The organism is Halanaerobium kushneri (assembly GCF_900156285.1).
Classification (GTDB): domain Bacteria; phylum Bacillota; class Halanaerobiia; order Halanaerobiales; family Halanaerobiaceae; genus Halanaerobium; species Halanaerobium kushneri.
In genome coordinates this window covers 46,201-58,748 of sequence record NZ_FTNC01000010.1, presented here as the reverse complement: position 1 = coordinate 58,748, position 12,548 = coordinate 46,201, and the positions used below count along the sequence as shown (strand labels likewise).

Sequence of the window (12,548 nt, the reverse complement as noted above, 5' to 3'; positions counted from 1 at the left end):
ATTAAGGATATTAATAGACTCTAAGTTGTTTATCAGAAAGGATATGGTGGTTGAGTGTTAGAAATAATCGATAATTTAGATGAGATTGATTTTAAATATAATGAGCAGGGGTTAATGCCTGCTGTTGTTCAGGATTATAAAACAAAAGATGTGCTGATGGTTGCCTATGTAAATGAAGAAACACTTAAGCTCAGTCTGGAAAAAGAGGAAACAGTTTTTTACAGCCGCTCACGTCAGGAGATATGGCATAAGGGAGAGACCTCAGGTAATACTCAAAAGATTAAAGAGATATTTTATGACTGTGATCAGGATACTATTCTCTTTATGGTAGAGCCAGCTGGCCCTGCCTGCCATACAGGTAAGACTTCCTGTTTTTATAGGAAAATTGCAGAAAATATTAGTAATGAAGAAAAATCGTCTGTTTTTGAAGAGCAGATAGAGAATATCACAGATGAATTTGAGGAAGATCAGGTTATTGATTTTTTATATGACTTAATTTTAAGTCGTAAAGAAGAAATGCCAGAAGGTTCATATACTACCTATCTTTTTGAAGAGGGAATAGATAAAATTTTAAAGAAAGTAGGGGAAGAATCTGCAGAGGTGATAATTGCTTCTAAAAATGAGCCAGATGATGAACTGATCTTTGAAACAGCAGATTTAGTTTATCACATGCTGGTTCTGCTTGCAGAAAGAGGGATTAACCCAGCTCAGATTCGAAAAGAACTTAAAAAAAGACATAAATAAATTTTATATTTAACTGATTATAAGCTAAGATTTTCTATTTGGTTAAAATATAATTTTGCCTAAAAAGTGAAGGTATCAGCACCTGGATTATTTTTCAGAGCGGCTGGTACCTTATTTTTTTGGCTGCCTTTTTTCTGTTTTTATGTTATAATATAGTAAAATGATTGATTTTATTTACTTTTTTTATTTTAAGAAGAAAAGTCGGGAAAATTAGCATATGTAGGAGGGGAACTGGTGGAAAAATTACTGAGTAGATTTAAGTACATAATAATAATACTTCTGGCCCTGATCATGATTTATATTTTTTCAACTCAATATACCAATATTAGAGAAGTAGTAGAGAGTAAATATAACAGTCAGCAGCAGCTGGTCGAGAAAAATATTTTGCAGACTGTCAATTATATTAATAATGCTTATAAAATTGCCGAGCAGCAGTTAAATGGGGAGATGGAGGAATATTCTGAGCAGCTGGTGGCAAAATATCGGGAAAATCCAGAGGTAATGAACTGGGATTTAGATAGGGTGCAGAATAATTTTGGTGGCTATGATATATATATTGTAAATAAAGATTTAAAAATTATAAAAACCACTTATGAGGAAGATCTAGGTCTTGACTTCTCTAAATTTGGGAGTTTTGCCACTATTTTAAGAGAAAGAATGGCAGGCGATAAATTTGAAGTCGATAGAATTGATATTTCTACTCAAGCTGGAGAAATCAAGAAGTATAGTTATATGCCAAGTCCAGATAATCAATATTTATTTGAGCTCAGTGTTAGTATTGAAGATCAGTACCCCTCTTTTCATAGTTTGAATCTCTTTAAAGATGCTACTGCTTTAACAGAAGAATATGAGTTGGTAGAAGACATTGCTTTTTACAGTGTAGAGCCTGTTAATCACCAGGTAGCAAAACTCAGAAACAGTAAAAAGCCTTATTTAAATCCAGATGTACCTGAGTTTGAAGAAGAATTGGCAAGAGAGGCTGTGCTCAACAATTCACTTCAAGAAAATTCAAAGGAAATAGCTGGTGTTCATTATAGTTATCGCTTTTTTCCGGCTTTAGTTAGTGATAAAAAAACTGAGCAGGGATGGAATTCTTATGTAGTAGGAATCGTATATAATGATCAGGTTATGCGAGAAGAAATAAGCGGTCACAGAAATTTATTTGCAGTTAACATAGTTCTACTGGCAGCATTATTTGCCAGTTTTATAGCTATTGTAGTTTACTTGCTAAAGCGATTTGAACATCAAGCTTATCATGACAAACTAACTGGTTTAGCAAATAGAAAATATTTTGTAGAAGAATTTAAAAAATTAAAAGAGAAAGCTGATTTTGCTGGGAATAATATTGGACTTGTTTTTATTGATATTGATAAATTCAAAACAATTAATGATAATCATGGCCATGATATCGGAGATCAGGTTTTGAAAAATATTGCTTTTAGAATGGAAAATAATTTAAAAGAAAAAGACTTAAAAGCTAGAATGGGTGGAGACGAATTTGTTATTGCTCTGGCTGATTTAAGTTCTAAAGATAAAATAATTAAGGTAACTAAAAGACTCATCAAAGAACTTAAAAAGCCATTAATTGTGAACGGAGAAGAAATTTTTATTAATGTTAGTGCCGGTGTTAGTTTTTATCCAGATGATAGTCAGGAACTTGAAGCTTTAATTAAAGATGCCGATTCTGCAATGTATAAAGCCAAAAGAGAGAAAAAAGATATAGAGATAAGTTTTTAACTAAATAACTTTGTATAATATTTCAAAGTCTTAAAAAGATTTATATTTAAAGAAATAGAATCTTTTTGAGGCTTTTTCTATTTTTAGGTAGGAAAAACAAAATTTATATTGAATCTAGTAATATACGTGAAAAAAATATCATAATCTGTAGTTAAATAAAAAATTTATTAGAATAAGAGGTGTAGTATTTATGAGTTTTGAAAGTCTTAGTGATTTTATTAAAGTGCTTGAAAAAAATGATGAATTAATCAGAATTAAAACTGAAGTTGATTCTGATTTAGAAATAACCGAAATTGCTGATAGAGTAGTAAAGCAGAATGGTCCAGCACTGCTTTTTGAGAATGTCAAAAATTCAGATATGCCGGTTTTAATTAATGCTTTTGGTTCATATAAAAGAATGGAACTGGCTCTTGGAGTAGAAAATTTAGATCAAATTGCTGATAGGATAGAAGAATATTTAAATACCCCAGTGCCAGAAAATATATTTGATAAACTGAAAACTATTCCGCTTTTAAAAGAAGTCAGCGATTTTTTTCCAGTGACTGTTAAAAACGCTCCCTGTCAGGAAGTTATAAAAACAGATGTTGATCTGGCAGAGCTTCCTGTTTTAAAGTGTTGGCCGAAAGATGGTGGTAAATTTTTTACTCTACCCCTTATTTTTACAAAAAATTTAAAAACAGGACAGCAGAATATGGGAATGTATAGAATGCAGGTTTACGACAAGGATACTACTGGAATGCACTGGCATATTCATAAAGATGGAGCAGCAAATTACAGGAATTACTTAAATGAAAACAAAAAAATGGAAGTCGCAGTGGCAATTGGAGCTGATCCTGCAACTATCTATTCTTCAACTGCACCACTGCCAGCTCAGATTGATGAAATGATATTTTCAGGATTTTTAAGAAAAAAACCTGTTGAAATGGTAAAATGTAAAACTGTGGACCTAAAAGTTCCTGCTAATGCTGAAATTATTCTGGAGGGTTATGTTGATCCAGAAGAACTAAGAAGAGAAGGTCCTTTTGGTGATCACACTGGATATTATTCTCTTGCAGATGATTATCCGGCCTTTCACGTTAAAACAATTACCCACCGCAAAAATGCTATTTATAATGCAACGATTGTGGGTAAGCCACCAATGGAAGATTGTTATATTGCTAAAGCTACAGAGCGGATTTTTCTTCCGCTTTTAAAAATGACTCTGCCAGAAGTAGTTGATATGAACCTGCCTTTAGAGGGGGTTTTCCATAACTGTGCGATAATATCTATTGATAAAAGTTATCCCGGTCAGGCCAAAAAGGTAATGCATGCACTCTGGGGAATGGGACAGATGATGTACACAAAAATGATCATTATAGTTGATAGTGATGTTGATGTACATGATTTATCAACAGTTGCCTGGAAGGTTTTTAATAATATTGATGCCGGGCGAGATGTTGAAATCGTTGAAGGTCCACTTGATGCTCTTGATCATGCTTCACCCAGAGCCAGAATTGGAAATAAAATGGGAATTGATGCTACAAAAGCATGGCCGGAAGAAGGGCATACAAGGGAGTGGCCGCCAGAAATCGAAATGAGTGATAATATAAAAGATCTTGTCGATAAGAGGTGGGATGAGTATGGAATCAGTTGGAAAGAAGATTAGTGATTATTCTTCACTAGTTATGTTTGAACACACAATTTTTGCCCTTCCTTTTGCCTATTTTGCTTTGTTTTTAGCTTCTGGTGGCTGGCCATCTTTAAATAATTTTTTTTGGATAACAGTTGCAATGATTGGGGCCAGGAATGGTGCTAATGCCTGGAATAGAGTTGCAGATTATAAGATTGATAAATTAAATCCAAGAACAAAAGATAGAGAAATTCCGGTGGGTAAAGTGAGTAAAAAAGAAACTTTTTTACTGACAGTTTTTTGTTTTATTTTACTTTTGCTTGCTGCACTTAATTTAGATCCAATAGCTGTAAAGTTAATGCCGCTGGCTGTTTTATTTGTGTTGTTTTATTCTTATACCAAGCGTTTCACCTGGGCCTGCCATTTAGTTTTGGGAGCAGCAGTTGCTCTGGCACCATTAGGGAGTTGGATTGCTGTTACAGGCAGCTTAACCCTGGGATCAGTTATGCTGGCTTCAATTCATGCTTTATGGGTTGCTGGTTTTGATATTATTTATGCAACTCAGGATTATGATTTTGATAGAGAAAATTCTATCAGATCTATTCCCGCTAAATTTGGGATTAAAAAAGCTCTTAAAATTGCAGGAGGGTTACATTTTTTAACTGTTATAATAATGTTTTCTTTAGTATATTTTTTCCCTGATCTAGGATTTGTTTATTTAATAGCAGTAATTTTAGTAACGTTTCTTTTGATTTATGAACATCGTCTTGTAAGTCCTGATGATCTAAGCCAGGTTAAGATAGCTTCTTATAGTATTAATCAGATAATAAGTCCTCTTCTTTTTTTAGGGGGAGCAATAGATATTTTACTTTAATATTTTAAAATTTCAGGAGGAAAAAATAGATGAAAAAAATACTGACAGCTATTACTGGAGCCAGTGGGGCTCTTTATGCTAAGAAATTTATTGAAATAATTAATAACTTTGGTAATCAACAGACAATAATTATTAGTAATCCTGGTAAAGAAGTTTTGAAACATGAGCTTAGTTCTAAATTTCCGGAGAATAATGACAAGATTTTTAAATATATTATAGAAGAATGGAATATTCCTAATCCTGATTTAATAACAATTGCAGAAGTAGATAAATTTAATGCATCTGCAGCCAGTGGATCAAATGCAGCTGATGTGATGGTTGTAATACCCTGTACAATGGGAAGTGCAGCTCGTTTTGCTCAGGGGGTATCAACAAATCTAATTGAGAGAGCATTTGATGTGATGTTAAAAGAAAAGAAAAAAGTTATAATAGTTCCCCGAGAAACTCCATTAAACCAGATTCATTTAGAGAATCTATTAAAATTAAGTCGACTGGGTGTAGATATTATTCCTGCTATGCCTGCATTCTATCAAAAGCCTGCTTCCATATCTAATCTGGCAGATTTTTTAGTAGGAAGAGTTTTAGAACATCTTGGAATTAACCATTCACTATATAAAAAGTGGAATGGATCTAAATAGATATTAATGGATAAATATATTATTAGGAGGAATACAAAAATGAAGAAAATTTTAAATATGAGTTTTATTATTTTTATTTTACTAGTTATAATTACTTATCCGGCTGCTGCAGCTTTAAAGGTTGGAATATTACCAGACGCAGATTCGATACCTTTAATTGTAGCTCAGGAAGAAGGGCTTTTCTCTGAAACTGGATCAGAAATAGAGATTGTTAGTTTTCATAATCCTATTGAAAGAGATAGTGCCTTACAGGCAGGGGCCATAGATGGAGCAATCTCTGATGTACTGGCAGTTTTATTTTCTGTTGATAATGGGCGGAATGTTAAAATAACGTCACTTACAAATGGTAGATATGTTCTTTTATCAGGGAAAAACTCTAATATAAAAAGTTATGAAGATCTAAAGAATGTTGAAATAGCTATTTCATCAAATACAATAATTGAATACATAACTGATAGACTTTTAAAAAGTAATGGTTTAGAGGATGAGGAAATTGCAAAAATTGCTATTCCTAAAATACCGGTTAGGCTTCAGATGCTTGAAGAAGGAAAGGTTAAAGCAGCCTGTTTACCTGAACCTTTAGCAAGTGTTTTAATAAAGAACGGAGCCAATAAAATTGGAGAAAGTACAGAATTAGGAGAGGCACCCGGAATTATGCTTTTCAAAGATGAGGCACTAGAAAAAAAGGAGAAAGAAATTAGAGATTTTTATGCTGCTTATTCAAAAGCGGTGGAACTTCTAAATAATAAATCTGACAGCTATCGTGATCTGCTGATTAATAAAGCAGGATTTCCAGAAGAAGTAAAAGAAAGCTTTGTATTTCCAGAGTATGACAAACCGCATTTACCTCAGGAAAGTACTGTTCAATTAGTGATAAATTGGATGGAGAAAAAAGATTTAATTGAAGGGCAATATACATATCAGGATCTTATTGAAAAAGGTTTTGTTGAATAGTTATTTGTATTTTATTAAGGGGGATTGGATTGTTTAAATTAATTAAAAAAGCTGGTTCCCTGCTTAAAGTTGGTGATCATTATGAATAAAGTTTTGAAGTATCTGTTATCGCTAATTATTGTTGTGTTTTTATGGTGGCTGGCTGCTTTAATTATCAGTAGTAAAATCTTACCTCTTCCTATTGAGGTATTTGAGGCAGTTGTAGAACTAAAATCTGAATTATTATTTCATATGCTTGCCAGTTTGAAAAGGATTATTTTTGGTGTAGGCAGTGCTTTGATAATTGCAGTCCCATTTGGTTTAATAATTGGTAGGTTTAAATCTCTTGATAAGTATTTATCTCCATTTATTTATCTTGCTTATCCAGTACCCAAGATTGCCTTTCTTCCAATAGTTTTATTGTTTTTTGGGCTTGGAGATCTGTCCAAAGTTTTTTTAATAGCAATTATAGTCTTTTTTCAGATTCTGGTTCATACAAGAGATGCGGCAAAGTCTATTGACCCAGAACTAATATTATCTGTAAAATCTTTGGGAGTTTCCAAAACACAGTTATTCTGGCACCTTATTTTACCTGCTTCTTTACCCAGAGTATTTACAGCAATTCGTATAAGTTTAGGAACTGCTGTAGCTGTCTTATTTTTTACAGAAACTTTTGCAACGTTTGAAGGCTTGGGTTTTTTTATCATGGATACCTGGACAAGAGTGAATTACAGTGAAATGTTTGCAGGAATAATGGCCTTAAGTTTTTTAGGACTGATCTTATTTTTATTTGTTGATTTTGTGGAAAGAATTTTTTGTCCCTGGATATTTTTAAATGATCCTGAAAATAAGGTATAAAATTAAAAAGATTGAAGATAAAAGCTTCTCCTAAGATTAGTTTGAAGGGAAGCTTTTTTTGTTTGTATAATCAAGAGACCTTGTTAATTAGCGAAGAACTGATATATTTTAATAATGATAATTTATAACTCAATACGTATATATAAATCTCTTTTGCGTTCTATATAAAAAGTGTTTATTTAAAGCGAATTTTACTATCTAAAATAAATAGAGTTTGCATTTTAATTTTAACCTACTTATAATTATAAGTAGTCGATGATAATTAATGAGGCGGGGATTTGTTTGGGGTAACGTCAAGTATTTTGTGTAAATAAATTAATATCTTTCTTCAAATAGTTGAATTAGTTTATCTCTAGCAGCTAAAAATCCCTTTAGTCTTCGTTCTGACCACTTAGAATTATAGTCTAAGATTTTAAGATATAGTATTTTTTCTGCTGCCTTTTCATTTGGTAAACTATTCATTGTTTTAAGTCTTTTTCTGATTTCTTTATTGGCTCTTTCGATCCAGTTAGTTGTATAAATTGACTTCCGAATACTATCGGGATATTTATAAAAAGTAAATAGTTCATCTTTATCTTCAAACCAGCTTTGAGCTAAGCGAGGATAGAGTTTATCCCACTTTGAGCTGAAATCATTTAAGGCCTGCTCTGCAAACTCTATGCTGGGAGCTTTGTAAATTTTCTTAAGATCTGTAACAATTTCATCTGTATGTTTCTTTTTAACCTTATGAAGAGTATTGCGAACCTTGTGAACTACACAGCGTTGAACATCAGCTTTTGGATATACTTTCAGGAATGAGTCAGTTAATCCTGGTAGGCCATCCATAACACCCAGAAGCACTTGTTCTACGCCTCTGGATTTCAGGTTCATCAGTACTTCTTCCCAGAGTGCAGCTGATTCTGTTACACCAATGTAGAAGTCCAGAATCTCTCTATAGCCTTCTTCATTGATTCCAATGATGATATATGCTGATTCATTACCAACATGTTCTCGTCGAATCTTGATGCTTAGAGCATCAATGAAGAGCACACTATAGCGTTTTTCTAAGGGTCTGTTTTTCCACTGCTCAATTTCTTTAACTGCTATATCTGTCAGATTGCTGACACTGGTAGCACTGTATTTTTGACCATACATTTGCTCAATCAAATTAGCTATATCACGAGTAGATAGACCTCTGGCATACATCTGGATTACAGTCTGTTCTAACCAGTCATCACGGCGTTTATATGGCTCAAAAAGAGCAGTTTGAAAATCATTATTTCTGTCTCTTGGGACTTCTAGTTTTTCAATGACACCGTATTTAGTTTGGAAATTACGAGAATAGTTGCCATTGCGGCTATTACCAGAGTTCTTACCAGCAGAATCATATTTATCGTAATTAAGAAATTCAGTTAATTCACCTTTAAGAAGCTTTTCGATAAAATTTTTGATCAAATCATTGATCATATCGTCAAAATTACCTTGACCATTATTGGGGTTATCAGTTATACTTTTCATGAGGAGTCCTCCTAGTGGTTTGATTTTTTATTTTCGTCGATAAATATATTCAACCACTTAAAGAAGGATTCCTCTTTTTTTATTTTAAAAAAGTATCGATATTTAATTTACACAACTTATTGTACATTACTTTGTTTTTGGTTTAATCCTTTATAATTAAAAGGGGATTTATATGAATTTAGATTATAATATCAATTTAGAGCAAAAACAGGAAGTTATTTTAACCCACAGTTAAAGATGGCAATTGAAATATTACAATAAAGCACTTTAGAATTAAGTGAATTTATAGACAAGGAAATACAGGAAAATCCCTTACTTGAAAGATTAGAAGATTATAACAGTAAAATAAGAGTTATAATTCTTCTGTAACTAAAGACAGAATAGAATATGAAAAATTTATTTCTTATAAGCCTGGCTTCTATGAATCATTAGAAAATCAATTATTTGAAGTTTTGAATGAAAATGAAATTGAAGCAGGAAAATTTATTATTGGTAGTTTTAATGAAAAGGGGAAGCTTACTCTTGAACTGGAAGTTATTGCTGAATTATTTTCTTTCAGTTTAGCTGAAATTGAAGAAATTTATAATAAAATTAAGACTCTTGATATTGATTTTACTGAACTGAATTCTCTCGAAAATAAGGTTGATTATGTTGATCCTTATATAGTTGTGAAAAAAGCAGATAATAAATATAAGATAATTTATAAAGAAAAATTTTCTCCAACTTTAAAAATAAACAATTATTATTACAACTTACTTAAAAATTCAGAGGATCAGGAATGTTAGGAATATTTGAAGCAAAAACATCAGGCTGCAATCTGGTTAATAAAAAGTATTGTTAAAAGAAGAGAAACAATCAAAAAAATTGCAGAAGCTATAGTAGAAAAACAAAAAGAATTTTTTGATAAGGGTTTAGAATATTTACATGTTATGACAATGGAGGACATAGCAGAGGAAATTGAAATGCATGAGTCAACTGTAAGTAGAGCAAGAACCGGGAAATATATGCAGACTCCACATGGGACATTTAGTTTAAAGATATTTTTTAATAGTGGGATTGGAGATCTTTCATCGGTCAGTATTAAGGCAATTATAAGTAAGGGAATAGCAGGGGAGGATAAAAAAAGTCCTTTAACTGACAGTGATCTTGCAGAAGTCCTGATTAATAAGTATAAAGTTGATATTAATAGAAGAACTATAGCTAAATATAGAAAATCTATCGGAATAAATAATTCCAGAAACAGAAAATGATTTTATCAGGAGCTTTAAAATGTTTAGTAAATATTTCAATGTAATGGTTTTTCCTGCAGGTCCAATCTGTAATTTAGACTGTGAATACTGCTATTATCTTAAAAAAACAGAACTTTATTCAAATACAGATAATTTTCAGATGTCAGAAGAGACTCTGGAAAAATATATTAAACAGTATTTAGAGGCTCAGCCTGGTCCGGTGGTAAATTTCGGCTGGCAGGGCGGAGAACCAACCTTGAGAGGCCTGGAGTTCTTCCAAAAAGCAGTTGAATTACAGAAAAAATATGCACCTGAAGGCTGGAAGATAGAAAATTCAATTCAGACTAATGCAGTTTTAATTGATAATCAGTGGGCACAGTTTTTAAAGGAAAATAATTTTCTGGTGGGGGTAAGTCTAGACGGACCAGCAGAATTGCATAATAGATACAGAAAAGATAAAAAAGCTGAAGGAACACATCAAAAAGTGATGGCCGGAATAAAAAAGTTAAAAGAATATGGTGTAGAATATAATATTCTGGCAGTAGTTAATAATGTTAATTCGAAAAAACCAGAAGAAGTTTATAATTTTTTTAGAGATATAGAAGCTGATTTTATTCAGTTTATTCCGATAGTAGAAATGGATGAAAACGGGGATATATCTTCCCGATCAGTAAAAGCAGAAGCTTACGGAAAGTTTTTAATTAAAGTTTTCAATGAGTGGGTTAATGATCTCGGAGATGTTTATGTGCAGATATTTGAAGAGGCAGTATCAGCCTGGTCAGGTTTTGGAACCAATTTATGTGTATTTAGTAAGGAATGTGGTAAGGGGCCAGTAATGGAGTATAATGGAGATTTATATTCCTGTGATCATTTTGTTGAGACTGAATACAAATTGGGTAATATTAATGATAAAAGCATTTTAGAAATGATGAACTCTAATCAGCAGCAGGAATTTGGCAGAGATAAAAGAAAAGAGTTAAATCAAAAGTGTATTGAATGTGACTACCGATTTATCTGTAATGGTGGTTGTCCTAAAAATAGGATTATAGATACAGGTGATAAATACAAACTCAATTACCTCTGTGAGGGATATAAGCTATTTTTTGCTTATATAGATCCGTTTATGAAAAAATTAGCTCAGCTGGTTAAACAGAGGAAATCACCAATTGTCATGAAAAAAGAGCTGCAGAAAATTCACAAAGAAAAATGGGATGTGGGGCGTAATGATCCCTGTCCCTGTGGTAGTGGGAAGAAGTATAAGAAGTGCTGTTTATAATAAAAGAGTTGTTTTATTTTTTAAAATTTAACTAAATTCTCTGTCTCTGTTATAATTAAATTAAATGAAATTTCTGACTAAATATACTTTAGAGCATTTATTATAATCCAGAGCAGTAATTTGGTACAGAAACACTTTTAATTAAAGAGAGGGGAATAATCTATGAAAACTATAGTTATCGGTGGTAGTGGTCACATTGGTTCCTATCTTATTCCAGATTTAGTTAAGGCCGGACATCAAGTTATAAATATTTCTCGAGGTAAAAGTGATCCTTATGTTGAGGATAAAGCCTGGGATAAAGTCGAGCAGGTTTTTATGGACAGGGATCAGGAGGATGATTTTGCGGCAGAAATTGCTGCAATGGATGCCGATATTGTTGTTGATTTAATTAATTTTCACTTAGAAGAGACAAAGGAAATGGTAGAAGCTTTAAAAGGGACAAATTTATCACATTATTTATTTTGCTCATCTATTTGGGCTCACGGAAGAACAGAGTTACTGGCAGCTGATCCAAATACCGTTAAAAAAGAAGCTCTGGATAATTACGGCTTAAATAAATTTCACAGTGAGCAGTACTTAAAAGAAGAATATCGCAGAAATGATTTCCCGGCAACAATTATTATGCCCGGACAAATTTCTGGCCCAGGCTGGTTAATTATTAGTCCCTTTGGTAATATAGATCCAGAAGTATTTGAAAAGATTGCCCGGGGAGAAAAAATTCATCTGCCCAATTTCGGAATGGAGACTCTGCATCATGTCCATGCTGCTGATGTTGCTCAGATGTTTTTTAAGGCTATTACTCACAGAAATCAGGCTTTAGGAGAAAGCTTTCATGCAGTTGCTGAAGATTCCTTCACTTTATATGGTTATGCAAAGGCTATGTACGAATTTTTTGGTCAGGAAGCAGATATTGACTTTTTAGACTGGGGAAAATGGTGTGATTATATAGATGATGAAGAACAGACTGAACAGAGTTACTATCATCTGGCCAGAAGCGGATTTTTCTCAATTGAGAATGCAAAACAGTTAATTGACTATCAGCCTCAATATTCAACCAGAGAAACTGTAGAAATAAGCATTAAAAGTTATCTGGAAAGAGACGTTATTAATATAGAAAAATAAATTATAATAAAATATAAATTTATATAAAACT

General features: G+C 32.5%; 13 protein-coding genes. 12 read left to right on the top strand and 1 reads right to left on the bottom strand.

Translation table 11 applies throughout. From position 1 onward, the window contains the following. The first annotated feature begins 114 nt into the window (after positions 1 to 114). From hisIE to BW929_RS08270, 7 genes are all read left to right on the top strand, one after another. On the top strand, positions 115 to 744 hold the full coding sequence (hisIE, locus tag BW929_RS08300; protein WP_407645376.1) for a bifunctional phosphoribosyl-AMP cyclohydrolase/phosphoribosyl-ATP diphosphatase HisIE: 630 nt from the start codon (positions 115 to 117) through the stop codon (positions 742 to 744). Positions 745 to 978: 234 nt separating this feature from the next. Next, complete coding sequence (locus tag BW929_RS08295; RefSeq protein ID WP_076544904.1) at positions 979 to 2,481, top strand: GGDEF domain-containing protein; 1,503 nt, start codon at positions 979 to 981, stop codon at positions 2,479 to 2,481. 190 nt (positions 2,482 to 2,671) lie between these two features. Then, positions 2,672 to 4,126, top strand: a complete 1,455-nt coding sequence (locus BW929_RS08290; protein ID WP_076544902.1) for a menaquinone biosynthesis decarboxylase — start codon at positions 2,672 to 2,674, stop codon at positions 4,124 to 4,126. After that, positions 4,101 to 4,964 (top strand): 4-hydroxybenzoate octaprenyltransferase, encoded by an 864-nt coding sequence (locus BW929_RS08285; protein ID WP_084566140.1) that lies wholly within the window; start codon positions 4,101 to 4,103, stop codon positions 4,962 to 4,964. The genes BW929_RS08290 and BW929_RS08285 overlap by 26 nt, the downstream gene beginning before the upstream one ends. Positions 4,965 to 4,993: 29 nt before the next feature. Then, the gene (locus BW929_RS08280; protein ID WP_076544899.1) at positions 4,994 to 5,602 is read left to right on the top strand and encodes a UbiX family flavin prenyltransferase; all 609 of its coding nucleotides are present in this window, start codon (positions 4,994 to 4,996) and stop codon (positions 5,600 to 5,602) included. A gap of 39 nt (positions 5,603 to 5,641) precedes the next feature. Further along, positions 5,642 to 6,556 (top strand): ABC transporter substrate-binding protein, encoded by a 915-nt coding sequence (locus tag BW929_RS08275; protein ID WP_076544897.1) that lies wholly within the window; start codon positions 5,642 to 5,644, stop codon positions 6,554 to 6,556. 81 nt (positions 6,557 to 6,637) lie between these two features. After that, positions 6,638 to 7,393, top strand: coding sequence for an ABC transporter permease (locus tag BW929_RS08270; protein ID WP_076544896.1), 756 nt, complete (start codon positions 6,638 to 6,640; stop codon positions 7,391 to 7,393). 315 nt (positions 7,394 to 7,708) lie between these two features. On the opposite strand, the gene BW929_RS08265 is transcribed toward BW929_RS08270, so the two are convergent. Continuing rightward, on the bottom strand, positions 7,709 to 8,890 hold the full coding sequence (locus BW929_RS08265) for an IS256 family transposase (RefSeq protein WP_076544894.1): 1,182 nt from the start codon (positions 8,888 to 8,890) through the stop codon (positions 7,709 to 7,711). Positions 8,891 to 9,175: 285 nt separating this feature from the next. On the opposite strand from BW929_RS08265, the gene BW929_RS15565 reads away from it, so the two are divergent. The 5 genes from BW929_RS15565 to BW929_RS08240 all read left to right on the top strand — a co-directional run bounded on the left by BW929_RS15565 (position 9,176) and on the right by BW929_RS08240 (position 12,517). Next, a complete protein-coding gene (locus tag BW929_RS15565) occupies positions 9,176 to 9,259 on the top strand; it encodes a hypothetical protein (RefSeq protein WP_327077770.1) in 84 nt (27 codons plus the stop codon). An 11-nt stretch (positions 9,260 to 9,270) separates the two neighbouring features. Continuing rightward, positions 9,271 to 9,675, top strand: a complete 405-nt coding sequence (locus tag BW929_RS15480) for an RNA polymerase factor sigma-54 (protein WP_327077769.1) — start codon at positions 9,271 to 9,273, stop codon at positions 9,673 to 9,675. A gap of 6 nt (positions 9,676 to 9,681) precedes the next feature. Further along, positions 9,682 to 10,140 (top strand): RNA polymerase factor sigma-54, encoded by a 459-nt coding sequence (locus BW929_RS15475; protein ID WP_076544891.1) that lies wholly within the window; start codon positions 9,682 to 9,684, stop codon positions 10,138 to 10,140. A gap of 19 nt (positions 10,141 to 10,159) precedes the next feature. After that, positions 10,160 to 11,395, top strand: coding sequence for an anaerobic sulfatase maturase (locus BW929_RS08245; protein WP_076544890.1), 1,236 nt, complete (start codon positions 10,160 to 10,162; stop codon positions 11,393 to 11,395). Between the two features lie 162 nt (positions 11,396 to 11,557). Next, positions 11,558 to 12,517 (top strand): NAD-dependent epimerase/dehydratase family protein, encoded by a 960-nt coding sequence (locus BW929_RS08240; RefSeq protein WP_076544889.1) that lies wholly within the window; start codon positions 11,558 to 11,560, stop codon positions 12,515 to 12,517. The last annotated feature ends 31 nt before the right edge of the window (positions 12,518 to 12,548 follow it).

Excerpts from the sequence above, each read along its gene's own strand:
- hisIE (WP_407645376.1), top strand. The coding sequence starts at position 115 with ATGCCTGCTGTTGTTCAGGATTATAAAACAAAAGATGTGCTGATGGTT.
- BW929_RS08290 (WP_076544902.1), top strand. The coding sequence starts at position 2,672 with ATGAGTTTTGAAAGTCTTAGTGATTTTATTAAAGTGCTTGAAAAAAAT.
- BW929_RS08285 (WP_084566140.1), top strand. The coding sequence starts at position 4,101 with ATGGAATCAGTTGGAAAGAAGATTAGTGATTATTCTTCACTAGTTATG.
- BW929_RS08280 (WP_076544899.1), top strand. The coding sequence starts at position 4,994 with ATGAAAAAAATACTGACAGCTATTACTGGAGCCAGTGGGGCTCTTTAT.
- BW929_RS08275 (WP_076544897.1), top strand. The coding sequence starts at position 5,642 with ATGAAGAAAATTTTAAATATGAGTTTTATTATTTTTATTTTACTAGTT.
- BW929_RS08270 (WP_076544896.1), top strand. The coding sequence starts at position 6,638 with ATGAATAAAGTTTTGAAGTATCTGTTATCGCTAATTATTGTTGTGTTT.
- BW929_RS08265 (WP_076544894.1), bottom strand. The coding sequence starts at position 8,890 with ATGAAAAGTATAACTGATAACCCCAATAATGGTCAAGGTAATTTTGAC.
- BW929_RS08245 (WP_076544890.1), top strand. The coding sequence starts at position 10,160 with ATGTTTAGTAAATATTTCAATGTAATGGTTTTTCCTGCAGGTCCAATC.
- BW929_RS08240 (WP_076544889.1), top strand. The coding sequence starts at position 11,558 with ATGAAAACTATAGTTATCGGTGGTAGTGGTCACATTGGTTCCTATCTT.